The sequence below is a fragment of the Polynucleobacter sp. MWH-UH24A genome (genome assembly GCF_018687475.1).
GTDB lineage: Bacteria > Pseudomonadota > Gammaproteobacteria > Burkholderiales > Burkholderiaceae > Polynucleobacter.
The window spans coordinates 1,379,545-1,403,267 of record NZ_CP061292.1 but is presented as its reverse complement, the minus strand read 5'-3'; the positions used below and the strand labels follow the sequence as shown (position 1 = coordinate 1,403,267).

Annotated in this window: 26 protein-coding genes; 17 read left to right on the top strand and 9 right to left on the bottom strand. The window is 45.7% G+C overall.

The window, feature by feature from the left end; all coding sequences use genetic code 11:
• Positions 1–7 precede the first annotated feature (7 nt).
• The 9 genes from ICV32_RS07305 to ICV32_RS07265 all read left to right on the top strand — a co-directional run bounded on the left by ICV32_RS07305 (position 8) and on the right by ICV32_RS07265 (position 8,186).
• Positions 8–1,864 carry a flagellar hook-associated protein FlgK gene (locus ICV32_RS07305; RefSeq protein ID WP_215369634.1) on the top strand — a complete coding sequence of 619 codons (1,857 nt, stop codon included), beginning with the start codon at positions 8–10 and terminating at the stop codon, positions 1,862–1,864.
• Between the two features lie 13 nt (positions 1,865–1,877).
• A complete protein-coding gene (locus tag ICV32_RS07300; RefSeq protein WP_215369632.1) occupies positions 1,878–3,083 on the top strand; it encodes a hypothetical protein in 1,206 nt (401 codons plus the stop codon).
• Between the two features lie 18 nt (positions 3,084–3,101).
• The gene (gene motA / locus ICV32_RS07295; RefSeq protein WP_215369630.1) at positions 3,102–3,962 is read left to right on the top strand and encodes a flagellar motor stator protein MotA; all 861 of its coding nucleotides are present in this window, start codon (positions 3,102–3,104) and stop codon (positions 3,960–3,962) included.
• A 2-nt stretch (positions 3,963–3,964) separates the two neighbouring features.
• Entirely contained in the window at positions 3,965–5,005 is a 1,041-nt protein-coding gene (gene motB / locus ICV32_RS07290; protein ID WP_215369629.1) for a flagellar motor protein MotB, read from the top strand.
• A gap of 5 nt (positions 5,006–5,010) precedes the next feature.
• Complete coding sequence (locus ICV32_RS07285; RefSeq protein ID WP_215369627.1) at positions 5,011–5,799, top strand: hypothetical protein; 789 nt, start codon at positions 5,011–5,013, stop codon at positions 5,797–5,799.
• Positions 5,800–5,813: 14 nt separating this feature from the next.
• Entirely contained in the window at positions 5,814–6,227 is a 414-nt protein-coding gene (locus tag ICV32_RS07280) for a hypothetical protein (RefSeq protein WP_215369625.1), read from the top strand.
• 18 nt (positions 6,228–6,245) lie between these two features.
• Positions 6,246–6,824: a tetratricopeptide repeat protein gene (locus tag ICV32_RS07275; protein WP_215369624.1), complete on the top strand. Its 579-nt coding sequence runs from the start codon at positions 6,246–6,248 to the stop codon at positions 6,822–6,824.
• A 163-nt stretch (positions 6,825–6,987) separates the two neighbouring features.
• A complete protein-coding gene (locus ICV32_RS07270) occupies positions 6,988–7,257 on the top strand; it encodes a hypothetical protein (protein ID WP_215369622.1) in 270 nt (89 codons plus the stop codon).
• Between the two features lie 35 nt (positions 7,258–7,292).
• A complete protein-coding gene (locus tag ICV32_RS07265) occupies positions 7,293–8,186 on the top strand; it encodes a hypothetical protein (protein WP_215369621.1) in 894 nt (297 codons plus the stop codon).
• 10 nt (positions 8,187–8,196) lie between these two features.
• Here ICV32_RS07265 and ICV32_RS07260 read toward each other — a convergent pair whose 3' ends face one another.
• The gene (locus ICV32_RS07260) at positions 8,197–9,078 is read right to left on the bottom strand and encodes a ParA family protein (protein ID WP_215369619.1); all 882 of its coding nucleotides are present in this window, start codon (positions 9,076–9,078) and stop codon (positions 8,197–8,199) included.
• A 196-nt stretch (positions 9,079–9,274) separates the two neighbouring features.
• On the opposite strand from ICV32_RS07260, the gene ICV32_RS07255 reads away from it, so the two are divergent.
• Positions 9,275–10,405: a flagellar biosynthesis protein FlhB gene (locus tag ICV32_RS07255; RefSeq protein WP_215369618.1), complete on the top strand. Its 1,131-nt coding sequence runs from the start codon at positions 9,275–9,277 to the stop codon at positions 10,403–10,405.
• Here the strand turns inward: ICV32_RS07255 and ICV32_RS07250 are convergent.
• Positions 10,402–10,980: a hypothetical protein gene (locus ICV32_RS07250; RefSeq protein WP_215369616.1), complete on the bottom strand. Its 579-nt coding sequence runs from the start codon at positions 10,978–10,980 to the stop codon at positions 10,402–10,404. The two genes, ICV32_RS07255 and ICV32_RS07250, sit on opposite strands and share 4 nt — an antisense overlap.
• Positions 10,981–11,134: 154 nt before the next feature.
• Between ICV32_RS07250 and ICV32_RS07245 the strand changes: the two genes are divergently transcribed.
• The 3 genes from ICV32_RS07245 to ICV32_RS07235 are packed head-to-tail and all read left to right on the top strand — an operon-like array spanning position 11,135 to position 13,723.
• A complete protein-coding gene (locus tag ICV32_RS07245; protein WP_215369615.1) occupies positions 11,135–11,569 on the top strand; it encodes a polymer-forming cytoskeletal protein in 435 nt (144 codons plus the stop codon).
• Positions 11,570–11,612: 43 nt separating this feature from the next.
• A complete protein-coding gene (locus ICV32_RS07240) occupies positions 11,613–13,226 on the top strand; it encodes an FMN-binding glutamate synthase family protein (protein WP_251371832.1) in 1,614 nt (537 codons plus the stop codon).
• A gap of 44 nt (positions 13,227–13,270) precedes the next feature.
• Entirely contained in the window at positions 13,271–13,723 is a 453-nt protein-coding gene (locus ICV32_RS07235) for a polymer-forming cytoskeletal protein (RefSeq protein WP_215369613.1), read from the top strand.
• Positions 13,724–13,747: 24 nt separating this feature from the next.
• Here the strand turns inward: ICV32_RS07235 and ICV32_RS07230 are convergent, their stop codons facing one another.
• A complete protein-coding gene (locus tag ICV32_RS07230; protein ID WP_215369612.1) occupies positions 13,748–14,659 on the bottom strand; it encodes a M23 family metallopeptidase in 912 nt (303 codons plus the stop codon).
• A 334-nt stretch (positions 14,660–14,993) separates the two neighbouring features.
• Here ICV32_RS07230 and ICV32_RS07225 point away from each other — a divergent pair, with 334 nt between their 5' ends.
• On the top strand, positions 14,994–15,617 hold the full coding sequence (locus ICV32_RS07225; RefSeq protein ID WP_215369610.1) for a hypothetical protein: 624 nt from the start codon (positions 14,994–14,996) through the stop codon (positions 15,615–15,617).
• Here the strand turns inward: ICV32_RS07225 and ICV32_RS07220 are convergent.
• Positions 15,614–16,024, bottom strand: a complete 411-nt coding sequence (locus ICV32_RS07220; RefSeq protein ID WP_215369609.1) for a surface-adhesin E family protein — start codon at positions 16,022–16,024, stop codon at positions 15,614–15,616. The genes ICV32_RS07225 and ICV32_RS07220 overlap by 4 nt on opposite strands.
• A gap of 67 nt (positions 16,025–16,091) precedes the next feature.
• Between ICV32_RS07220 and ICV32_RS07215 the strand changes: the two genes are divergently transcribed.
• On the top strand, positions 16,092–16,256 hold the full coding sequence (locus ICV32_RS07215; protein WP_215369607.1) for a hypothetical protein: 165 nt from the start codon (positions 16,092–16,094) through the stop codon (positions 16,254–16,256).
• On the opposite strand, the gene ICV32_RS07210 is transcribed toward ICV32_RS07215, so the two are convergent.
• Positions 16,253–16,672, bottom strand: coding sequence for a GNAT family N-acetyltransferase (locus ICV32_RS07210; RefSeq protein WP_215369605.1), 420 nt, complete (start codon positions 16,670–16,672; stop codon positions 16,253–16,255). The two genes, ICV32_RS07215 and ICV32_RS07210, sit on opposite strands and share 4 nt — an antisense overlap.
• Positions 16,673–16,704: 32 nt before the next feature.
• Here ICV32_RS07210 and ICV32_RS07205 point away from each other — a divergent pair, with 32 nt between their 5' ends.
• On the top strand, positions 16,705–18,318 hold the full coding sequence (locus tag ICV32_RS07205) for an NAD(P)/FAD-dependent oxidoreductase (RefSeq protein ID WP_215369603.1): 1,614 nt from the start codon (positions 16,705–16,707) through the stop codon (positions 18,316–18,318).
• Here the strand turns inward: ICV32_RS07205 and ICV32_RS07200 are convergent, their stop codons facing one another.
• From ICV32_RS07200 to ICV32_RS07185, 4 genes are all read right to left on the bottom strand, one after another.
• Positions 18,319–18,972 (bottom strand): histidine phosphatase family protein, encoded by a 654-nt coding sequence (locus tag ICV32_RS07200; protein ID WP_215369602.1) that lies wholly within the window; start codon positions 18,970–18,972, stop codon positions 18,319–18,321.
• A 1-nt stretch (position 18,973) separates the two neighbouring features.
• Complete coding sequence (locus ICV32_RS07195; protein ID WP_251371831.1) at positions 18,974–19,573, bottom strand: mobile mystery protein B; 600 nt, start codon at positions 19,571–19,573, stop codon at positions 18,974–18,976.
• A complete protein-coding gene (locus tag ICV32_RS07190; protein ID WP_215369599.1) occupies positions 19,570–19,977 on the bottom strand; it encodes a mobile mystery protein A in 408 nt (135 codons plus the stop codon). The genes ICV32_RS07195 and ICV32_RS07190 overlap by 4 nt, the downstream gene beginning before the upstream one ends.
• A gap of 139 nt (positions 19,978–20,116) precedes the next feature.
• Positions 20,117–21,679: a peptide chain release factor 3 gene (locus ICV32_RS07185; protein WP_251371977.1), complete on the bottom strand. Its 1,563-nt coding sequence runs from the start codon at positions 21,677–21,679 to the stop codon at positions 20,117–20,119.
• Between the two features lie 137 nt (positions 21,680–21,816).
• On the opposite strand from ICV32_RS07185, the gene ICV32_RS07180 reads away from it, so the two are divergent.
• Positions 21,817–23,715 carry an ATP-binding cassette domain-containing protein gene (locus tag ICV32_RS07180; RefSeq protein ID WP_215369597.1) on the top strand — a complete coding sequence of 633 codons (1,899 nt, stop codon included), beginning with the start codon at positions 21,817–21,819 and terminating at the stop codon, positions 23,713–23,715.
• Positions 23,716–23,723 lie beyond the last annotated feature (8 nt).

The following is a 23,723-nucleotide window of genomic DNA, read 5'->3' as shown; positions in this document are numbered from 1 at the left end:
CGAAATCATGGGAATTTATTCGATTAATGAATCGGCCAGTGCGGCGCTAAAGATTGCCCAAGCGGGCATCTTGGTGACCTCGCAAAACGTTGCTGGAACCTCGGTTGAGGGGTACTCCAGACGTAGTGCGTCGACCATTATGGACGCCTTAGCACCCAATTCATTAATGCTCAATGGCAGTAGCTTTGCTGTTGAAGGATTTACCCGCGAATACTCCTCATTAATTGGTGCCCAATTACTGAATCAACAAGCGAAGTCATCAAACTCCGAGACATTGGTGCAGTATGTCTCAACGATCGACAGCGTCATTGCGGATAAGTCAGCTGGATTGAGCTCTGCAATCACAGAATTTTTCAATACCATGGGTAAGTACGCTGCAGACCCAACTAACAAGGCTTTAGCAACCGCGATTACCGGATCAGCCAATGTGGTAGCGCAGCGAATGACCGGCATTACAACCTTGGTTAGTCAGCTAAAAAGTGATAGTAGTACTGGCTTAACCGATACGGTTCGTCAAATTAATACCTTCTTACCCGCCTTGGCCGCGGTCAATCAACAAATCGTTGAAGCCAACAGTCCAGGTAATAGCGCACCATCGGCAGATTTGCTCGATGAGCGTGATCGAATCTTGGCCAATTTACAAAAATTAATTGGTGGCCAGTCGCTTATTAATAGTGATGGTACAGCTACACAATTGGTTGGCGGACTTCCTTTGGTGGAGCGAGGATTGGCTAATACGATCGGCATCAATGGCGATGGCAAAAGTTTATCCGTCAGTTTTAAGCAATCGAATGGCAATATCACCGCCACCCAAACCATTCAGGGGGTTGATGGTGGACAAGCTGGCGCGCTACTAACTCTTAAAAATGAGTTTATCCCTAAGCTGGAACAGCGCTTAAATACTGCAGCCATTGGACTGGTAAAAGTTGCGAATGAAACAATTGTTGATACCGATAGCACGTCTGCACCAATCCGCATCTTTGGATTTAAGGTCGGATCCAATACGTATTCGGATTTCAATGACAGCCGCTTAACGGTCAGTGTCCCATCGTTTAATGTTAGTACCGAAGTGGATGTCAAAAATCTATACGATAGTTTAGGCTCTGCTGCGCAAACTGAGACGGCCACCGTAACCTTTAAAGCATTGACAGCTGGTCAAACGGTCATTATTGGCGGTCTTGAATTTACAGCTGGAAGTAATGGCGCATCAGCGGTACAGGTGGCAAACGCATTTGCCAGCCTAGCAGTTGGGGATGCTGCTGGCACAATCAATACTCGAAAGAGTTTAGGTGCCTCGGCCGGAGGTACTTTTACGAGCGGAACTCTAGCTGGCTGGTCAACAGGTGGACCCTCAAGTGAGTACGTCGCATTTACAAGCACATCGTCTAATCAAAATGTCACCAACTTAAGTGCGAGTGGCACCGGTGTCACTCCAACGATATCAACGTGGAAAGAGGGATACACCGGCAATTCAGTCTTTATATCCAACCAATTGATTGCTGAAAATTTCCTCTCGATTGCACCTACCGACCCCTTGATGTACTACAACGGTGGAAATTTACTCAATCCCAAAATTAGCTCTGCTAATGCAAATACAGCCCAATTAAAAAGTTCCCTATTTGGAAATGTGGTTGCTGATTTGGTCACCGATGTCGGCGTTCAAGTTGCAACCTGGAAAAATACACAAAAAGCCAATGACACCGTATTGGCTAATTTGAAAGATCAACGGGATCAATTATCTGGTGTGAATTTGGATGAAGAGGCTGCAAACCTATTGAAGTATCAACAGCTCTATAGCGCATCCACCAAAATCCTACAAACCGGAAATCAAATGTTCAATACGCTTTTAGCGATCATGAACTAGAAACGGAATAATCATGCGAGTTTCCTCCAATCAAATTCTTGAAGCCGGCGTTAAGTCGATGGAGAGTAGTCTCGCCGATGCAATGGCTTGGCAAAAGAAAATCAGTACAGGGAAGAATTACAGTAAAGCATCGGATAACCCATACGCAGTATCCCGTGGGGTACGTTTAGAGTTTGATGTTGCTCGATTGGAAATGTACAAGACCAATCAGAACTATGTGGCGAGTTCGCATGCCATTGCACAAACGCAAATGAGCACAATCATTGATGAGATTACCGTGCTCAAACAAGCATTTGTGCAGTCACAAAACGGTGCGCTAAATAGTAATAACTTTAGAGCACTCAAAATCCAAGCAGAGCAAATTCGAGATACGATCAAAGCCCAGTCGGTTGCTAAGGATGCCACGGGTAATGCGATTTTTCCAGAAACGATCTACAACGTTCAGATTGAACCTAATTTAACCGTTAAGTCGGGCGTTCAGTTCTCTGATCTGAGTGGAAACTATCTAAATTCATCGGCAACCGATCAGTTTGACTTCTCAGCACTTACCTTAGCGAGCGGTGATACGGTCAGAATTGGCACAGTCACCTTTACAGCAAGCGGTGCCACCACCGGCAGTTCACTTGCCAGCCAATTTGTTGCTTATCTCAACTCAGGAACAGCGGGAACCTCTGGTGCTTTTGCCAATACTGGTTCAGGTACTTCGATTGCAAATTGGACGGGTACAGCTAGCGCTAGTTCGGGCGTTCTTACTTTAGTGGCCACTACTGCTGGGTCTGGAAAAGTTAGCCCAGGAGATGCCGCAACGACTATTTCAGCGGTCTCTGGCAGCGTGAAGTCAACGTTTACCGACGGTGGGGTTGATGAGACAAGTTCTGACTTGTATCAAAAAATCAACGATTTTGTCACCTATTTGGACGAACGAGCATCAGGCTCAAGCCTTACTAAGACGGCAGGTGCGATTGAAAGCGGCCTAGATGCTATTTTTGATAGAATCACTACAGCCCAGCAACGAAGTGGCGGGATTGCTGCGCAAGTCGATATTTCGAAAGAGGCTATGGGGACAATTGGTACTGAAATGGCAGCAACGGCATCAGCCTTGCTCGATACGGATTTAGCTGCGGCTACCGCTGCCTATACACGGTCTCAAACCTTGTTAAATGCTGCGCAAGCGATGTTTGCCCGGCTGCAACAAAGTTCCCTGTTCTCAAAACTGTAGTGTTAACGATATAAACGCATGAATATTCCAATCGGTTGGATCATCGCACTAGGTTGTGCCCTTGGAGGCTACGCGCTCCACGGCGGAAACATCCTGGTTTTGTGGCAACCTACCGAAGTTCTCACCATTGTGGGTGCAGCGGTTGGCACGATGATTGCCTCCAACAACATCACCAACCTTAAAAAGACCTTTGCGGCTTTGGGTGGTGCTTTTAAGACAAAAAGTGCTGTGAAGCAAATGCACTTGGATTTGCTTTGCCTCATGTTCGAGATTTTGCAAAAGATTAAGCGCGATGGCTTGATGTCTCTCGAAGGCGATATCGAGGAACCCGAATCAAGCCCATTATTTGAAAAATATCCTTCAGTGACCAAAGATCATCATTTGGTTGATTTCATTACCGACTATTTGCGGATGATGCTAGGTGGATCATTGGATGTAATCCAAATTGAAAGTTTGATGGAGCAAGAGCTCGACGTTCATCATCAAGAAGCCCATATTCCAGTGTCCTCGGTTACTAACGTTGCCGACGGTTTGCCCGCCTTCGGTATTGTGGCTGCGGTGATGGGGGTAGTTCACACCATGGGATCGATTGGCTTGCCACCTGCCGAACTCGGTAAGTTGATTGGTGCTGCACTGGTTGGAACCTTCCTGGGTATTTTGTTAGCCTATGCTTTCGTTTCGCCCGTAGCTAAGGTGATGGAGCAAAACTTGGAAGCTGAAACCCGTTCCTATATGGCAGTCAAAGCCATTTTGATTGCAAGTCTTAATAATTTTCCACCTGCTGCAGCCGTTGAGTTTGGTCGCAAAGTACTGTTCACATACCAGCGTCCAACCTTTACAGAGTTGGATGAGGGCACTAAAGCCGTTAAAGGTAAATAACCATGGCCAAAAATGACGCGCCGCCAATTGTCATCAAGCGCGTTAAAAAAGGCGGACATGGACATCACGGCGGCGCTTGGAAGATTGCTTACGCAGACTTCGTAACGGCCATGATGGCCTTCTTCCTGCTAATGTGGGTATTGGGATCCACAACCGCAGGTGACCTAGCAGGTATCTCAGCGTACTTCCAAAATCCTCTGCGGGTTTCTCTATCCGGTGGCCAAGGCTCAGGGGATGCCACCCGAATTATCAAGGGCGGTGGTGACAATATTTCTAAGGTCGTTGGCGAAGAAAATCGTGCCGACGCAGATACCGAACAGCGCCGCATGAGTGATTCTTCGGTGACTGACGTAGAAAATGCCCGTAAGGATCGGACCCGCAATGAGATGGTGCGCGATGAAATCAATAGTAAGATCGATATTGACCCCGAGTTGCGCAATGCCAAAGGTCAAATCTTTATGGATATCTCGGCCGAAGGCTTACGAATTCAGGTGGTGGATGAGAAAAATAGACCCCTCTTTGCGACTGGCAGCGCTACACCGACACCCACAGCTAAACGCCTATTACGCATTATTGGCAGCGCCCTTAAGAATGAACCCAAACCGATTCGCATCGAGGGCCACACGGATAACACGCGCTATAGCGCCAATGCGGCATACAGTAACTGGGAACTCTCAACCGAGCGCGCATTATCAGCACGCCGGGAAATGGTTGCGGGCGGTTTGAATGAGGCAAAGGTTTCTCAGGTGATTGGCTTTGCCGACACCATTCCATTGAATACGCAAGATCCGAAGGATCCGCTCAATCGTCGAATCTCAATTACGATCCTCAATAAAAAGCCAATTAATAATGCGGACAAAGTGTCATATGAGAAAGCGAAGGCTGAAAAATTACCAGATAACGTAAAACCCGGTACCCAAGAGATTCCGCCGAATTTACGGGCGCCCGCTCAATTTATGCCAAAAGAGGATGAGAAAAAATCCCCTCGAAATCCGCAGCTCGAGTTGCCGGCTAAACCAAACCAAAAGTCCGAGAATAGGTAGCTACCATGACCCTTCGGATCATCATCACGCTGCTTACTTTGGCATTGAGCGGATTGGCTTGGTCTGCTAAAGAGAAATCGCCACAGACCGCTACTGATCCGAGCGCCGCGACTTCCACCAAAAAAGCGAGCGCAGCACCTGCGAGTGAAGCGGAGAAGCTATACCAACGCTATGTGCGACTGCACGGAAAAATGGTGCTTGCGATTGCCTGTGTTCAGAACCCAAAATGCATTGAGCCTGAAGACGAGGTATATAAATACAGCTCAGCCCTAGTTCGCATTACGGATCGACTCGACGATTTGGTCAAGCAAAAAGATTTAGATGCATCCTACTATCGAGGATTGATCGCCTATGAGCGCGGCCGATATTATGTGGGTCGAGCCATGCTAATTACTGATCCGGATTTTATTCTGTCGGCAACGGTGTTTCGAAGACATTCGCTTGATCAATTTCGGATTGCTGAGAAGAATCTAACGATTAATGCGGCGCTTAAGAATCCTGATGCTTGTAAGTATCTAGGTGATATTGCCGATAAAGGATACTTGGGGCTTAAAAATAAAGATAAAGCGACTGACTATTACTATTGTGCCGCGATGGCTTATTTGGATCAGGGTAAGAAAAATGCGGCGGCCGATATGTATAACGCCATGAAAAATACTGCCCTTCATAATGATCCGCGAACCATTGAAATCTACGCCCGCTTGCACAACGATCCAGTAGCAACAAATTGGCGTAAATCATCCAGCCAAACGACTCAGGTCGACCTAGAACAAAGTAAAATCAATCGGCAATAGGGAGAGCGTTCATCATGAATCCAAAAGTCGATTTAGTGTTTAAGTTATTAAAGAAGTTACTGATTTGGTTAGTGGCGCCATTGGCATTTGTGGTGTTCCTGTTCTTCTTGGGTGAGCAATACGAAGTAGGGCGTTTATCAGCGGTTGCAAGCTGTGAGGGTAGTGTTAATACGCCCGCCTGTATTCGGAGTAAAGGGTATTTAGCCAGTGAGCCGTATTACCCCGATTTAGGGCGTCGTTATATTGGCGGCTTTGCTCGGATGGTAGGTGGTGATCTCGGCGCGAGTTACCGCGTTGAACCTAAATTACCTGCTCTTGCTCCAAAACCCGCTGACAGCCCAGAAGAGGATGATGATCTCAAGGATCTTCCTCCCGAAAAACCGAAAGCCCCAGCCCCCCCTCCGACCAAAGCTCCGGCCAAGATTTAATCATTTAGGCATTTTTAGATGCGCATGACCCGCCTACTGATCATCGTGCTTGCAAGCCTAAGTCTCTTGGCTTGCTCGGACTATCAACGGGCACGCTCTGCCTATGAGGGCGGAAATTATCCAAAAGCATTTGAGCTATTTAAGAAGATGTCTGAAGCTGGCGATATTCGGGCTGAATACGATTTGTCATTAATGTACTTGCAAGGCATCGGTACAAAGCAGGATCTGAACCAAGCATGGTATTGGATGCGTAAGGCTGCTGACCATGGTAACCAGTTGGCCATGGTGGAATTAGGAGGTCGCCATGAGTATGGGGTTGATCTAGATAAAGATGAAACCAAAGCCGTGTACTGGTTTAAGAAGGCGGCCTTAGCCGGTAACTCAGTGGGGCGCTATAACTTAGCCAAAATGTATATGGATGGCCGTGGAGTGCCCCAGGATCCACCAAGGGCATATTCATGGTTAATGCTCTCCGCTCAAACTGGAAATCCAATCGCCAAGGCTGAAGCTGAGGCTTACAAAGCTAAATTTAACCCACAGGTTCAAGCCGAGTGTGACGCGATGCTCAAGCAACTCAATGCCGATCCAAATTCTTAAAAATATATATAAATCAAATAGTTATAAAAATAGCGGTGTTTTAAAACTGCTAAAATTCTGAGTAGCACCCCCCAACTTTGCAGAAACTTGGGGATGATCAAAATGGCAAATCCTTACATTTTTTGATATAAAGATGTTCCTGCTATAAATCCAGCTGTTAATTATGAACGTTGTCGAGTTTGCTGAAACCAATTGGCTGCGCCTTACTAGCGTACTTTGCCTTGGAATTGCCGACATCCTCCTCGTGGCGGATCGGTGGTGGATGTTTTTTAACCTATTTTTGATTGCCTTACTCTCCGAGTTGTTGCGTAAGCGCTTGTACGAGCGCCTCCTCTACAACTATGAAATTGATGAGCGCAATCGCAAGATACAGCGTCGAAAAGAGCAAGCTGAACAACTCATGCGTCTTAAGAAAGACGCTGTTACACCCTAGCCCATTCTTGGGCTAACGGGCGATAAGGAATAGACGTGGGTCTCTTTGATGCCGTTCTAGGCGGTAAAACGGGTGCTGACCATATGTGTCAGGCGCTTTTCAACGTGGTTGCATTTTTACCGTATTGTTCCCGAGCGAACTACCAAGATTTCAATGACTTTTGGCACGCAAAAGTTCCTACGGAGAGTGGTGCGGAGGAGCGTCTAAATCAAGTTTTTTATAACTACAGCGCGCACTTCAAAAAAGACGAGTCGCTGCTTAAGCAGTTATCTCAGACCACTCTCGAAATTGAGAAGTATTGGATTAGTAAATATGGGTTATCGAACCGTTCAATTGCTCTTTTTGCAGCGATTAAGCGGCTTGCCGATGAATACCTACCCGATGGCACAAAAGCCAAAGAGTCTGATTTTATGCATGGCGCAACCCACCCCAACCCGGAAACACGCGTTGCGCAGTGCATGTTGGATCTAAAGGCTTATGAGGCAATGCTACCTAATTTGATGCAAATTGAGATCTCTCAGGATGAGCGAATTCATTTCTTTGTAGCCGATCTCTATGAGAATGCGGTCTCGCATTATCAATACAGCGGAAGTGATTTAAAGGTGTATGAAGAAGATTCCTACTTTATTGATAAAGATACCTACTGGGGGCGGTGGGGTCTGTATCGAAATAGCACATTGTTAACGGATACATGGATTGTGCTGATCAAAAATGATCTCCCCAGTGTCCAAAAAATCGTGGTTGCAAAAGCCGATGGCGGCTATGAACTTGATGAGATTCCAAAAAAGATTGAGCTCGATGGGGAGATTCTCAAAGCAATCTCAAAAACCAAGACAACGGGGGTAGAAAATGCCGCATCCTTTGGAATGCCCCCTAAGTATTTACAAATGATTGCTATCTTAAATACGATTCATCCGCAGCAAAACTGATCGCAGCAAACTAGCTACTACCTTCATCTTTTCTTAAGAATTGGGGAATGAAATTGCTGGTCATTTCACCCACCTTTTTAGAAATCACCTCTTTCCTCTCTTGATCACCTGCTTCACCATTGCGGGCGCGCAGTCGACCTAAGCGGTAATCATCCAAGATGCTCAATTTTTTACCTGTGAGGCCCATATATTTATTCGTATTCGAAGAGCGTGATTTTTCAACCGAGCAAGCGATAATTTTTTCGTGGACGTATTCACCAAAGCGTAGAAAGTTATCGGCGACCGCCTGATCCTGTGATAAGAACAGGAAGTCGTGATAGACATATTGATCAATATCAGGCGCCGAATAGATTGGTGGCGCGATGATGCAATTATTCAGAAACTCAAGATTTGTGAACGCTGTTGCAGGCGAGAAGTCATGATTGACTTTGCTAGGCGCAATCAAAATCAGTTGTTTGTTATTTGAAAAGCGCGAAAGATAGAGTTGCGCATACTCCAGAATAAAGATCTCGGTGCTTGCCATTTCAAACTTCGACGTGGAGCTTGGCACTAACAAAATATCAAAATCAAGCAAGAATTCGTAGGGAATTGCATGGGTCCAAGTTAGATCGGAAATGCAAATATCCGAATTGATTGAGTAGTTACGTAACATCGCTCGGGCATCGAGGAGTGTCAAACCACTATTTTTATAGTCCAGCTTGGCTTGATGAATATCGATACCAATATCCGGCGCTTTGCTTGCCCAGCGCGAAGCAGACGATTGCTTATCAAAGTCGATTAAAGAAACCTTCTTCCCCGCCTGAATTGCTAAGTAAGCAGCCAAATTTGCTGAAATGGTACTTTTACCAACCCCACCTTTTTGGTTGGTTACAAGAATTTTGATGGTTTCCATAAGCAGACACCTTCACGCCATTGAAGAACTGAAGGTAAATACTATATAAATTATTGATTTGAAACAAGTATTTTTTGATTTATTGGCTTTATTACCGCACAAAAAAGACCAATATCAGGGTTTTGCCCTAAATCAGAAGGCATTGGGGATAATAGAAATAGATCAGCAGTTCCTAAATTGATTGCCTGGAGCTCATTTGGCCGAAAATCAAAACGACTCGCAAGACCGCGAACTAGAACCGACCGAGCGACGAATTCAGCGGGCGCGGGAGCAGGGGCAGCTTCCCCAATCGCGAGACATTACGACTTTTGCTTTGTTACTGGGCTTCATTATTTTTCTGATCACGGCTGGCCCTATGTTGATGCGTCAGCTTGTCATCATGATGCAATCCGGACTGCAATTTTCTAAACCAATTAGCTTGATCGATCGAATTTCAGAATGGGCATCCGGAGCCTTTTTGATTGTTCTATTTATCTGCGCGGTTGTGCTGTTAGTGATTTGGATCATCTCCATCTTCGCACCTTTATTTCTGGTTAATTTCAAAGCTTACTTTGCTCTGCAGTTCAATTTGGAGCGACTCGATGTCTTTGCTGGATTTGCCAGAATGTTCTCGGTAATGGTTTTACTGGAGGTTGTTAAGAATATCTTTAAGACCATTTTGATTTTAGGAATTAGTTTTGCGTATTTATACGGATTGTTTGCTTTTATTCGCTCGATCGTTGATCTTGATTTTGATCTTGCGCTTGAAAATACCACCGTATTCATCTTTAACGGATTTATCTTATTGATGATTCCCTTATTGGCGATTGCCATTGGTGATGCGGTATTGCAATGGTTTAACTTTCGCAAACAAATCAAGATGAGTCCGGAAGAAATGAAACAGGAACTGAAAGAGACCGAAGGCTCTCCGGAACTGCGCGCACGACAGCGGCAAAGGCAGCGTCAGATTGCTTCTTCCCGAATGATGGCGGCAATTGAACGAGCCGATGTGGTCTTGGCAAACCCTGAGCACTACTCCGTAGCGATTCGCTATGATCCCCAAAGAATGTCTGCTCCGATTATTTTGGCTAAGGGTGCAGACGAAGTTGCCTTACGAATTCGTGAGGTTGCCAAGGAGCACGAAGTTCCAATTGCACAAATACCCGCTCTCGCACGTTATTTATTTAATCAATTGGATATTGGCGAGTCGATACCCGCCCCATTATTTGAAGCGATTGCCATGGTCTTAGCATGGGCTTATGAGGTAAAAGATACCGGCATGAATAAAGATTTACCTGAAATTAGTTTCAAACCAGATGTACTAAAACCTGGTAGAGCTCTAATTTAGTTTTGAATGCTGTTGGCAAAAGCAGCGCCGACGTCCTCTGGAAAATAGTAGACCAGCATCAGTTCGTTACGATTGTTTAGGCTTCTGCCCACCTGAAAGGCGACTTGCCCTTTACCAAATAAATAGGTCTTGGTTTTGCGAAGGCCTGCATTAAAAGCGCTTAATTGACCCTCGGTAGGCTCGTGATCCAAGCCATACTTTAGAGTGAACCGTTCGATGATTTGTTGAGCTTGCTCCTTATTGAAGTAGCCAAGCTCTTTTTTAATCAAGATCATTCGTCCTGATTCGTTATAGATTGCCCAGACGTGGTCTTCATTGCCATTCACCTTAATTTTGCAACTTAAGGTTAGTTCGTATTCGGTGCAATTAAATTGATTCTTAATCTGCTCTTTGGAGCCTGAAAAATTGATCCCTTGATAGCCCATAATGGGTAGCTGTTCAGCTTTGGTATCTGGTAGCCATGCGGTCGGTTTGCTTTTCTCAACTTCGCCTTTACCGCAGCCCGAAATAATCAGGGCTGAAAAAATAGGGATGAATAAGCACTGCAGGCGAAAAAAATGAATTTTCTGAATCATGATCTGATTTTAGGATATCTCCAAAGAATTCAAGGGGTTTTGAAATCGACCAAAGCAATGATTAGTATTAACCCTAATCATTTTGCTTGGACCGTAACAAAAATTGGTTTATTTCAGCTTAGAATGATTTGAAATAGCAGTTATGGAGACAACCATGTTTAATGTTCAAGCAAAACATCCTGCGACGCCTACGAATTTGGTGTTTAACAACATCATTGGCGCAGGATCATTTATTCAAGGTGATCAGATTATTAAGGGGCACTTGCTCATTTCGGGCGAATGCATTGGCAACCTAAAATTTGATCTAGCAACCGAAGATACTGCCGTAGTCGATCTGAATGGCGTAATGCGTGGTGATATTACGTGTAAAAACGCAATTGTGATTGGTCGTGTTGAGGGAAATTTGCGGGTTGAAAATCGGCTCGAAATTTATCCAAGCGCTATCGTGAACGGTGATATTGATTACGGTCAAATATTTATTCATGCGGATGCTCGTGTCAACGGCCAATTGCACTGCTTATTGGATGATGCTGAGTCTTTGCAAGCAACCCCCAAATCTGAGTCCGTAGCCAAATTAAAGGCAGTTTAATTGTTGCTGAGCTGATCGACTATTCTCAAGCGAAAGGGATTAGGTGCCCGCCCGATTTATTCCCTGGATACTTAGTATTCTCATAGCAATTCTGAGCGGTTTGTATTGCATTGTTGGCCCAGGTGGCCATCATGTTTGGCTCTTGTGCGCGATCTTTGTTGGTTTTTCCATCGTTGGTTTCATGGATCTCATGCAAAGTCATCATGCGATTTTGCGTAACTATCCCCTAATCGGGCATCTACGTTTTTTCTTTGAATTCATTCGCCCCGAGATTCGGCAATACTTTTTAGAGTCGGATAACGAAGAAATCCCTTTTTCGAGAGCTCAGCGCGCGCTGGTGTATCAGCGTGCCAAGGGCGCTTCAGACAAAAGACCATTTGGAACGCTAGTAGACGTCTATAAGCCGAGCGCAGAAATTTTGTTGCAAAGAGGAAACCCAATTAGCCCCCCTAGTGTGGAATCTTTACGGGTGCGAGTCGGGGGCGCACAGTGTACGCAACCCTATTTCATTTCTTTATTTAACATTTCTGCCATGAGTTTTGGTGCTTTATCGGCCAACGCCATCATGGCCTTAAATCGTGGCGCTCAAAAGGGTGGCTTTGCGCATGATACGGGTGAGGGATCCGTTTCCGTCTACCACCGAAAATATGGCGGTGATTTGATTTGGGAAATCGGATCGGGTTATTTTGGTTGCCGCAACAGCAGCGGGCAATTTGATCCTGAACGCTTTAAGGCTACCGCATTAGATCCGCAAATCAAAATGATTGAGATTAAGCTCTCGCAGGGAGCCAAACCTGGACACGGCGGGGTCTTGCCAGCTTCTAAGATTACCCCCGAAATTGCACAGGCGCGTGGCGTTCCCATGGGTGAAGACTGCGTCTCCCCAGCAAACCACTCCGCTTTTCATACCCCTAAAGAATTGTGTTTGTTTATTCAAGAACTGCGCCAATTGTCAAATGGTAAGCCCGTTGGATTTAAGCTTTGCATCGGAAATATTGCAGATTGGTTTGCGATTGTTAAGGCAATGCTTGAAACCAAAATCTACCCGGATTTTATTGTGGTTGATGGCAGCGAAGGGGGTACTGGTGCAGCGCCCGTAGAGTTTGTAGACAACATTGGGATGCCCATGCGAGATGGGCTCCGATTAGTTCATAGCTCTCTAATAGGCGTTGGGTTGCGCGATCAGATTCGAATTGGGGTAGCTGGAAAAATTGTGAGTGCGTTTGACATGATGCGTGCCTTAGCCATTGGTGCTGATTGGTGTAATTCAGCACGCGGCTTTATGTTTGCGATTGGTTGTATTCAATCGCGCTCATGCCATACCGATCATTGCCCTACCGGGGTTGCTACCCAAGATCGTTTGCGTCAGGGTGCCTTAAATCCCATGGATAAAAGTGAACGCGTCTACCGTTTTCATCATGAAACCTTATTTGCCTTTGCAGAGATGTGTGCAGCAGCGGGAATACGTGATCATGAAGCGATTACTGAAGATTTAATTTTGCGGCGGGATACGCAAACTAAGCTGACTCCGTTAGGGGACCAGTTGATGAAGATTCCGGTAGGCGCTTTGCTCACTGCGCAAGCTGAGCAAATTCTAGACAGTCAAATGCATGGATTAGGAAAACAATGGAGCTTGGCCCAAGCATCGGCTTGGTAAATATCTAGCGCAGTTTTTCTAATTGAATTAGTATCACGATACCCATGGCTAAGAAAAAAAATCCTGCAATCCGCTTTTTGGATCCAACCGTCGAATCCTTTGAGACAATTGTTGGCCCCAGAACAGTCTTTCGGGGCAACATTGCTGCTTTTGAAAGTATTCGTATTGATGGCAAGGTCATCGGTAATATCGAATCACCCCCGGGAAGTAATATTACGGTGGCGCTTGGTAAAACCGCCATGGTGGAGGGCAATATAAATACTTATCGAGCACTCATTGCAGGTCGAGTTGAAGGTAATATCTACGCCTCAGAGCGCGCCGAGCTTCATGATGGAGCTGATATTCATGGGGAGGTCATTTATGGCCAAATTGGGGTTGAGCAGGGTGCCAAACTAACCGGCACGATGTCTCGGATTGATCCTGACGAGCCTCAAGAGATCTCCGCAGAGGCAATGGAAATCTTTGAGCAATTTAATCGCGAAGACGACAACAGTTAATTCAATCAATACAACAGTGAAATATCACTGACTGGCAACTGCGGTTCCAGATTTGGGGCTAGTGGCAAGGCTATTTTGTCTAGGCATTAGCAAAACTTGTGCTGGATTGAGATTGCTACCATTGCGAATAATTTCGTAGTGCAAATGGGGTCCTGTCGAACGTCCTGTCGAACCCACTTCAGCAATCAATTGACCCTTGGATACTTGTTCGCCTTGTTTAACAAATACTTTTTGAGCATGCGCATATTTACTGACAAATCCGTCCGAGTGACTAATTTCAACGTAACGGCCATACACCGCATCAGTACCGACTTTGCTAATCGTGCCGTAGCCACTAGCGACAATTCCGGTGCCTGGACTTGCCTGGAAATCAATACCGGAATGAAATGCCAAGTTCTTCGTAAATGGATCAACTCGCATTCCGTAATTACTACTCATGGAGCCAAATTGGGCTGCCACAGGGATACCAATCGGCAATTGGTTTAACCAATCATACTGTTGAGACCAGTCATTTTTAAACTTAGTCAGAATTTGATTTAAGTCTTTTGAGCTTTGTACTGTCTCGGAAAAATTTTTATCGATTGACTTATTGGCATCCACTTTAAAGGCAAATGGTTTTAATGGGCCACCACGGGCACCAGAACTTGGCTCATTGAATTTACTTTTCACCGGCGCTGGAGTGGCAAGATCTGCAAACCGGTCTTTGAGGGTTTTGAGCTCAGTAATTTTTTCAAGGGATTTTGAAAGTTGCTCTTGCAATTGAACCAACTGCTCTTTGTAGGACGCATCGAGTGCATCGAGCTCTTCAAACGTTACGACACCGCTGAGTGAGCGGGCAAAATCAGGGCGAACCTGTAAGGCCACCTTAAAGCCGATAAAGTGAACTCCCATGCCGCACAATAGGAAAAAAACGCCAATCACTGACCCAATTTTCATTAAACCTTTGGGGGTGATATTGAATTTTTGAACCTTTGAGGTGGCTCCGGAAATCCAAATTAGCTGCATGGAATTGACCTTTTGTCAGAATGTGCATCATTTTAAATGAAAAACCGTGATTCTTTACCCTTTTTTAATGCAAATAAATAGATAAGATGTTGATTATTATAGAAAATTAATGCCTTCTCGTCTGCCCCACATATTGTTATCATTCATCAAAAATAGAGATTAATGCTGTTTTATGACCAATCAAGCCAATCTTCCTAAAATTCAGGGGGACGTGTTTACCCGAGCGAGGGAGCATGTTCAGCTGTCATATTTGGATCTTGCCAAGATGGCTTCATTGACGGAGAGTCAGGTTAAACAAATCGAAAATGGAGAGACGAGCGCTTTCTACTCTCCGGCGATTAAATTAATTGCCACAAAAAAAATAGCAAAGATATTAGGTCTATCCGAAGAGGAGTGTTTGATTTATGCCGATGCCGATGACGTGCCTAAGCAACGGCCAGATCATAAAAAAGATTCTGCACAGTCGATAAGTCAGTTGCACCAAACAATCGCTAAAGAAAATTTTGATCAGATACTGCTTGCCACCCAAGAGACTGGTGGACAAAAAAAATTAAAGTCCTATCAAAAAATAAGCGTCTATCTAATTCTGGTGATTTTAGGTGTTGGAGCGTTTTTCTCTTTCTATGCCCGTGCCGATATTGTTGGGTTTATGCCAGCTTACGGAGAGCGCTTGGTCATTACTTCGGAGACATGCAAATGGGAAAACGGTAGGGAGGAGCCAAATTGGTTGTTTGCCTATTTTGAGAGCTCGTTTGGAAATGTTACCCGCGCGTGTTATGTTCGCTACAACAACCAGATTTGGTTGCGAAAGTCTTCTGGGGTTGAAATGGTATTCCCGGCTGATTACTTTACAAAGCCAGCGAATAATCCCGAGCCATCCAAAAACTAAATTTTTTTACAGAAAAAGTCGAATAACAATTCACTCATGGTATCGGGAATGACTCGTTCCCAGTTGGAGTTTCGGGTATCTTCACTTTCAACGGGAACTCCACCACCATCAATTCCTGAATAGTAGCCAATATAAAACTGCTTGTAGCTTTCATAGCCGGGCCGACAAAAATACGAAATGTCCTGAAGAACTGAATAGACTGCCTGACCATTCGGTGCAGTCATTTGCTCAACATAGCTAATCATTTGCCATGAACTCACCAGGTCTGACGCGGGGTCTTTCACCACTTTGGTATCTTCATAAAAATAAGAATTACCTTGACCATCTTTTGAAATAAAAACCCACTTAGCAAAAGCAGGCTGCGCCGCTAAAAGCAAAAGGATTGAAAGTAGAAAAAATTTTTTCATGATTCAAAAATTGTAAAATGGCATAAAGTAATTAGATCTAAATCTTAAAACATTATTTGGAGTACAAATGAGCATTTTTTGGAGTTTATTGGGAATTTTCTCAACCATTGGCGGAATCGTTGCCTTTATTAATACAGGTAATGTGATTTATTTTGCAATTGGTTTTCTGATTCTATTTTGTCAAGCATGGTTTCGTTCAAAAGATGACGATGAGGTGAAGAAATACTTTTAACGGTGTTCTAGCACCATCTTGATGTGCGCAATCCCAGCCTCATTAAATTCAGAATCAATCGGCTTAAACCCAAGTCGCTCATAAAAGCCGATGGCTGAAGTTTGGGCGTGTAAGTAAAAATCAAGGATGTCCAGATTCTTGCCGTGGTCCACAAGGGCTCTCAATAATTTACTTCCAAATCCTTGGCCTCGATGCTGCTTGAGAACTGCAAGACGACCAATCTTGCCGTCCCTCATTAGTCGGCCTGTAGCGATTGCCCTCCCATTTTCAAAAACAATGGCATGCCAAGCCAGTGGATCATCGGCATCGAGCTCGAGCGCTTTGGGTACCTTTTGTTCCTCTACAAATACGGTAAGTCGAATCGGGTAGGCTAGGGACTTTGCGTCCTCCCAGTTCATGATTCGGATTTCTTGCATGGATAAATCATAAACTGCTATTGTTATGGCCTATGATTCGGATTACTGAGCTTCGCTTACCCATTGATCATGCCCCACAAGCATTGGAAGCAGCGATTCTGACTCAGCTTGGTATTGCCTCAAAGGATCTTGTTCGATTTGAGGTCTTTAAGCGCAGTTACGACGCTCGTAAGAACAGTACCCTTACCTTTATTTATACCCTCGATGTGTCGGTCCGTGATGAAGCAAGTGTTCTCAAAAAACACATGCATGATCCCCATGTCCGACCGAGTCCCGATACGTCGTATCACTTCGTTGCCATGTCCGGCGATCACCGGTTGGCAAAATCCGATTTACGACCAGTGGTGATTGGTTTTGGCCCCTGCGGAATTTTTGCTGCACTGCTCTTGGCGCAAATGGGACTGAAGCCCATTGTTCTCGAGCGCGGTAAGGCGGTACGCGAGCGTACCCAAGATACATGGGCCTTATGGCGAAAAAAGATTTTGAACCCAGAATCCAATGTCCAGTTTGGTGAAGGCGGGGCGGGCACGTTTTCGGATGGCAAGTTATGGAGTCAAGTGAAAGATCCCAAGTTTTATGGCCGCAAAGTTTTGCATGAGTTTGTCAAAGCAGGCGCACCTGAGGAAATTCTGTACGTTTCTAAACCGCACATTGGTACCTTTCGGTTGGTGGGAATGGTAGAAAAGATCCGCCAAGAAATTATTAATCTGGGTGGTGAGGTACGCTTTGGTCAAAAGGTCATTGGCTTTGATGTTGACAATCACGTGCTACAAGGTTTGCAAATGGAAAGTGGCGAGTATCTACGCGCCGATCATGTGGTGTTAGCGCTGGGGCATAGTGCGCGCGATACCTTTGAAAAGCTTCTTGATGCGGGCGTGTATATGGAAGCCAAACCCTTTTCCGTTGGCTTTCGAATCGAGCATCCTCAGTCACTAATTGACCGTGCACGCTTGGGACCGCATGCGGGTCACCCATTGATTGGGGCGGCTGACTATAAGTTAGTGCACCATGCCAAGAATGGTCGTTCGGTCTACAGCTTTTGCATGTGCCCAGGGGGCACCGTGGTAGCCGCCACGTCAGAGCCGAATCGAGTAGTTACGAACGGCATGAGCCAGTATTCGCGTAATGAGCGCAATGCTAATGCGGGGATTGTGGTGGGGATCGATCCGAGCGACTACCCAGGCGGACCATTGGCAGGCGTTGCCTTTCAACGCGAATTGGAATCAAGGGCATTTATCTTGGGGGGCTCGAATTACCAGGCACCCGGACAGCTGGTCGGTGATTTTTTACAAGGTAAGCCGTCCACTGAATTTGGTGGGGTTGTGCCGTCCTATAAGCCCGGTGTGCATCTCACCGATCTTGCAACGAGTCTGCCAGGCTATGCGATTGAGGCAATACGAGAGGCCATTCCTGCTTTCGAGAAAAAGATTAAAGGCTTTGCGATGCCCGATGCAGTTCTGACCGGCGTTGAGACCCGAACCTCATCTCCTCTGCAAATTAAACGAGGACCAGACTATCAAAGTATTAACACCAAAGGACTTTATCCAGCCGGTGAGGGGGCAGGGTATGCCGGAGGAATTATGTCGGCAGGGATTGACGGCATCAAAGTGGCTGAAGCGATTGCACTAGATCTTACGAGTGCCTAATTAGATCTCAATATTGTCGAGCACAGAATCCGTAAGGTGACTTGTATCACCCCAGCGTTCAATTGCCCAAGTATTCCCATCATGAGTAATCCAATTTAACGATGTATTCGGTACAACCGCGACGCGCTCGGCATTTAAAGCTTGTTGAGTGACGATACGGTAGATCATATCGAGTGCGCCCCCATGGCTTACCGCTAAGATCTGTTTGCCAGCATGCTTCACTAAAAAATGATTGAGCATGCGTTGCATTCGTGCATGAAACTGCACAATACTTTCGCCACCACCGAGGTCAAAGTCTAACTCTCGAGCGAGGTGACGCTGCCATAGTTCCGGCTCTACCCGCGGTGCATCCGCCAAAAGCAATCCTTGCAATTTACCCACATGGCGCTCACGCAAATCAGGATGGATAAGGACATCCAAAGACTGGGGAATCGCAATGGTCTTTGCAGTATGAAAAGCTCGCTCTAAATCACTGGAGTAGATGCAATCAAAGTGTTGTCCGGTTTTTAGTAATGCTTTCGCTAAGCGATCGGCTTGCATGACGCCATGGGCATTGAGCGGGATATCAGTATGCCCCTGCATCCGCTTCTCGACATTCCAATCCGTTTCCCCATGGCGCACAAAGCAAATACGAGTTTGATGTTGGGCTTGCATATTAGGCTCTTACAAAAGAAAGTAATTCAGAGTAATCGGATCGGTCAGCCTTACGCAGAGCATCAATATATTTTGTACGAAGTAAATCCGTACTAATTGAGGAGTAATTTGCTCCCCAGCTAAAGCGTTTCATGTCCTTTGTCATTAATAGACAATCAGTCATCAATCGTGCATGGCGTCCATTTCCATTTGGGAATGCATGAATCCAGACCAATTGATGATGAAAGCGAGTAGCTATCTCATCAATTGCATCAGCGGAGTGGTCAAGTTGATACATGGTATTAAGTAATAAATCATTGAGCTTTACTGATATCTGAGTCCAGTCCACTCCGATATTTTTGTTACTTTTCCTAAAGGTTCCTGACCAGCGCCAGGTTCTATTAAACATCTGGCGATGAAGTTCACGAACAAAGCCTTCAGTCAGTACGGTACTCATATGGAATTGACGTTGACGTTTATTTACCCAGAACTCAGCCTGCGTAATATTCGCCTCCTCCCACAGATTGAGATCTGCCTGATTCCTAATGTGACTCGGAAATAAATCAATAGCCTCATCAGGGTCCAAGGGGGTAGACCCAAACGGATACTCAAACTGAATCACCAAAGATCCCGTCGTGGTCCAGCCAAAAGTTCTTGAGCAAGAAATTCCAGTTGCTTTTCCTGGTTTGGATGATCAACCTGTTGTCCTTCTAGTGCCATCGAGTGAGAAACTGTTGCGAGCTTTTCTCTGGCTAAATCGTATGCTCGATGTTTAATCATCGCCTCAATTGGTTCACGAGGTACCAAGGCGTAATGCACTTCGCAATTGAGTGCATCGGCTAGTTTTCGAAGGCTTGCCAAGGTAATGCGGTCCTCTATTTCTGCTTTCTCCAGTTTGGCCACGCCCGCTTGGCTAATCCCCAGTCGCTTAGCCAGAGCGGCCGCAGTCATGCCAAGGCCTTGGCGAATTGCCTTTGCCCAGCCAAGGTGAGGCCTTGCCACCCCCCGAATTGATTGCCAAGGCATTAAGCTACTATCTAATTGATATATTTGAAGTTTTTCAAATCGGCTGGTCATTTATTAACCTATAAGTTAATTATAATAATTTAATTATAACCTATAAGTATTAAATAATCAGTAAAAATTAAGCTGCTTGAGTGCTTGATTACATCTCGGTTTGATAAATAAGACCCGCGTGCTCACGTAGCGCATGAAACTCGATTTGCTCCCATCGTTGTTGTGCGACATCGAGCTCCGATTTATGTGCTGCTAAAAAGACCGATGCGCCAACTACATCTTCGGCCATGCGGTGATTGTTTTCTGTCATGAACTTTTTGATAGCGACTGGATCTTCAGAAGTAACCCATCGCGCCATGGTGTAGCGTGCTGGTAAGAGGCGTACTTCTGCGCCGTACTCGGATTGCAGACGGTGGGCAACGACTTCAAACTGCAGCTGCCCAAACGCACCCAATAGCATCGTGCCGCCACTCATAGGTCGAAAGACTTGAATTGCTCCTTCCTCACCAAGTTGCATGAGACCGGTGCGAAGTTGCTTATTTCGCATTGGATCGGCTGCCTCAACCATCCGAAAGATCTCGGGCGCGAAAAAAGGCAGACCAGTAAATTGCAATTCCTCACCTTCAGTGAGGGTGTCACCTAAGTGTAAGAGACCGTGATTGGGTAAGCCAATAATGTCCCCAGGAAAAGCCTCATCCAAGATGTCACGCCGTTGCGATAAAAAGGAAAGTGCATTATTTGTTCTGATCTCTTTACCATTACGCACGATCTTGAGTTTCATGCCCCGCTCAAAGTGGCCTGAGCAAATTCGTAAAAATGCCACCCGATCGCGGTGTGCTGGATCCATATTGGCTTGGATCTTAAATACCACGGCAGTAAATTTTTTCTCCTGAGGCTCAACCTGGCGTTGTACAGCCTTGCGTGATCCAGGCCCTGGAGCGAGATCAACCAAGGTGTTCAAAATCTCGCGTACGCCAAAATTATTAATCGCAGAGCCAAAGAAGACTGGGGATTGCTCACCTGCTAAGAAAGCCTCACGATCAAAAGCTGGCATCGCATTTTTGACAAGATCAACTTCGGCTAAGGCCTCCTCTAATTCGCTACCAAAACGCTCAGCTAGCATTGGATCATCCAAAGATACGACTACATTGGAGTCGTCAGTAACGCGATCTTCACCGGCTTTAAATAAGCGCATTTGGTGATTGACGATGTCAATCACGCCAGCAAAGGATTTACCCATCCCTACTGGCCATGTAAACGGTACTACCGCCATACCCAAGGCCGCTTCAATCTCATCCATCAGATCGAGTGGTTTCTTCACCTCGCGATCAAGCTTATTAATAAAAGTGACCAAGGGCGTATGCCGTGCACGACACACGTCAATCAAGCGTCTGGTTTGGGGCTCCACACCATTTGCCGCATCAATGACCATCAGAGCTGAATCCACTGCGGTTAAAACCCGATAGGTATCTTCCGAAAAGTCTTGGTGTCCTGGTGTGTCGAGAAGGTTAATGATCGCATGACGGTATTCCATTTGCATCACCGAACTGGCGACCGAGATACCGCGTTGCTTCTCAATCTCCATCCAATCCGAAGTGGCATGGCGGCTTGCTTTGCGGGCTTTTACACTCCCTGCAATTTGAATGGCACCAGCGTAGAGGAGTAGTTTTTCAGTAAGCGTAGTCTTGCCCGCATCTGGGTGCGAGATGATGGCAAAGCTTCTACGACGGGCAACCTCATCCTGAGTAGAAAGTGCGGATGATGTATCGGGGGAGTTAATAGATATACCTCAGGAAAACCACCATTATAAGGTGCTCAGACCCATTAAACCGTTGATAATGATGGGTTATGGCGCTTATTGCACTCACCAATGCCAAACTCGCGTTTGGTCATCACTCATTATTAGATCAAACCAACCTTGCCCTCGAGGACGGTGAGCGTGTCGGTCTCATCGGTCGAAATGGCACTGGGAAATCATCGCTCCTTAAAATCTTGGCAGGAATTGAAAAACTCGATGATGGTCTTTTGCAGATCCAACAAGGACTACGCATTGCATATGTCGCTCAAGAACCAATCTTGGATTCAAAAAATACCATTTTTGAAGCAGCCTCTGAGGGGATAGCAAATATCAAGTACCTCCGAACGGAATACGAGACGCTCGCGCAAGCAGACTGGAATGAGGCCAATCAGGAGCGTTTGGATCAATTGCAATCGCAACTCGATGCGAGTCACGGTTGGAACTGGGAACAGCGCGTATCCGAAATCCTAAATCGCTTGCATTTACACAGCGATCAAATCATCGGAACGCTTTCGGGCGGAACCAAAAAACGAGTAGCGCTCGCGCAAGCTCTCGTCACTCAACCTGATGTGCTATTGCTCGATGAGCCAACCAATCACTTGGACTTGGATTCGATTACTTGGTTAGAAGGTCTTCTCAATGAGTATTTGGGATCGATTGTTTTCATAACCCATGACCGTAGCTTTCTAGATCAAGTCGCTACACGAATTATGGAGCTCGATCGCGGGCTATTGCGCAGTTATCCTGGAAATTACAGCCGCTACGAGTTTGTGAAAGAGGAAGAGCTCAATGCCGAAGCCTTAGCAAATGCCCGAGCCGATAAGTTGCTGGCCCAAGAGGAAGTATGGGTGCGCAAGGGTGTTGAAGCCCGACGAACCCGCAGTGTTGGACGTGTGGCGCGTCTAGAAAAGCTCCGTGCCATGCGCGCTGAGCGACGCAATGCCATGGGCCAAGTAAAGCTCTCGATTGCTGCCGGTGAGCGAAGCGGTAAGATCGTTGCTGACTTGGACAATATCTCTAAGTCTTACCAAAAGCCGATTGTGAAAAATTTCACGGCAACGATCTTGCGTGGCGATAAGGTTGGTATTTTGGGCCCCAACGGGGTTGGTAAAACCACACTGCTGAAATTAATTCTGGGCGAGCTTGCACCCGATAGTGGGATTGTCAAACTCGGAACTCGCATCGAGGTCGCATACTTTGATCAAATGCGTGAGAGTTTAAATTTAGAGGCCACTCTCGAGGACTTTATCAGTCCTGGTAGCGAGTGGGTAGAAATTGGTAATCAACGTAAGCACGTCAAGAGTTATTTGGGGGATTTTCTGTTTGCACCCGAGCGCACCAACTCACCAGTGCTGACCCTCTCAGGGGGTGAACGCAATCGCTTGTTACTCGCTAGACTCTTTGCACGACCCGCAAATGTTCTTGTGCTTGATGAGCCCACCAATGATCTGGATATTGATACCTTAGATCTTCTTGAGCAACTCTTACAAGACTATCAGGGCACTGTTTTTCTGGTGAGTCACGACCGCACTTTCTTAGATAATGTAGTCACTAGCATGATTGCCTATGAAGGCGATGGATTGTGGCGTGAGTACGAGGGTGGTTATGAGGATTACAAAGTACAGAAACAACGATCGGCTGTCATCATTTCTGATCATGATCCAAAACCGGCTGAGGTCAAAGCCCCTGTGAAGCCCGTTTCTAATCGTAGTGCAACCAAATCAAAACTGAGTAGTAAAGAAAAAATTGAACTTGAGCAATTACCAGTAAAAATTGATGAATTAGAACAAGAACAACTATTGATTCATCAGCGACTATCTGATCCAGAAATTTATAAAAACGATCCGCAATTGATGATTTCCCTAAAAGAAAAATTAATCGTGACGACGAATCAACTTGAGCTATCAATGAGTCGTTGGGAGTTTTTATTGCAGCGTTCAGATTCATAAGGGATGGA

Excerpts from the sequence above, each read along its gene's own strand:
- ICV32_RS07180 (WP_215369597.1), top strand. The coding sequence starts at position 21,817 with ATGGCGCTTATTGCACTCACCAATGCCAAACTCGCGTTTGGTCATCAC.
- ICV32_RS07225 (WP_215369610.1), top strand. The coding sequence starts at position 14,994 with ATGGCTTCATTGACGGAGAGTCAGGTTAAACAAATCGAAAATGGAGAG.
- motB (WP_215369629.1), top strand. The coding sequence starts at position 3,965 with ATGGCCAAAAATGACGCGCCGCCAATTGTCATCAAGCGCGTTAAAAAA.
- ICV32_RS07300 (WP_215369632.1), top strand. The coding sequence starts at position 1,878 with ATGCGAGTTTCCTCCAATCAAATTCTTGAAGCCGGCGTTAAGTCGATG.
- ICV32_RS07235 (WP_215369613.1), top strand. The coding sequence starts at position 13,271 with ATGGCTAAGAAAAAAAATCCTGCAATCCGCTTTTTGGATCCAACCGTC.
- ICV32_RS07275 (WP_215369624.1), top strand. The coding sequence starts at position 6,246 with ATGCGCATGACCCGCCTACTGATCATCGTGCTTGCAAGCCTAAGTCTC.
- ICV32_RS07305 (WP_215369634.1), top strand. The coding sequence starts at position 8 with ATGGGAATTTATTCGATTAATGAATCGGCCAGTGCGGCGCTAAAGATT.
- motA (WP_215369630.1), top strand. The coding sequence starts at position 3,102 with ATGAATATTCCAATCGGTTGGATCATCGCACTAGGTTGTGCCCTTGGA.
- ICV32_RS07245 (WP_215369615.1), top strand. The coding sequence starts at position 11,135 with ATGTTTAATGTTCAAGCAAAACATCCTGCGACGCCTACGAATTTGGTG.
- ICV32_RS07200 (WP_215369602.1), bottom strand. The coding sequence starts at position 18,972 with ATGCAAGCCCAACATCAAACTCGTATTTGCTTTGTGCGCCATGGGGAA.
- ICV32_RS07215 (WP_215369607.1), top strand. The coding sequence starts at position 16,092 with ATGAGCATTTTTTGGAGTTTATTGGGAATTTTCTCAACCATTGGCGGA.
- ICV32_RS07270 (WP_215369622.1), top strand. The coding sequence starts at position 6,988 with ATGAACGTTGTCGAGTTTGCTGAAACCAATTGGCTGCGCCTTACTAGC.
- ICV32_RS07210 (WP_215369605.1), bottom strand. The coding sequence starts at position 16,672 with ATGCAAGAAATCCGAATCATGAACTGGGAGGACGCAAAGTCCCTAGCC.
- ICV32_RS07260 (WP_215369619.1), bottom strand. The coding sequence starts at position 9,078 with ATGGAAACCATCAAAATTCTTGTAACCAACCAAAAAGGTGGGGTTGGT.
- ICV32_RS07190 (WP_215369599.1), bottom strand. The coding sequence starts at position 19,977 with ATGCCTTGGCAATCAATTCGGGGGGTGGCAAGGCCTCACCTTGGCTGG.
- ICV32_RS07205 (WP_215369603.1), top strand. The coding sequence starts at position 16,705 with ATGATTCGGATTACTGAGCTTCGCTTACCCATTGATCATGCCCCACAA.
- ICV32_RS07285 (WP_215369627.1), top strand. The coding sequence starts at position 5,011 with ATGACCCTTCGGATCATCATCACGCTGCTTACTTTGGCATTGAGCGGA.
- ICV32_RS07230 (WP_215369612.1), bottom strand. The coding sequence starts at position 14,659 with ATGAAAATTGGGTCAGTGATTGGCGTTTTTTTCCTATTGTGCGGCATG.
- ICV32_RS07280 (WP_215369625.1), top strand. The coding sequence starts at position 5,814 with ATGAATCCAAAAGTCGATTTAGTGTTTAAGTTATTAAAGAAGTTACTG.
- ICV32_RS07250 (WP_215369616.1), bottom strand. The coding sequence starts at position 10,980 with ATGATTCAGAAAATTCATTTTTTTCGCCTGCAGTGCTTATTCATCCCT.
- ICV32_RS07220 (WP_215369609.1), bottom strand. The coding sequence starts at position 16,024 with ATGAAAAAATTTTTTCTACTTTCAATCCTTTTGCTTTTAGCGGCGCAG.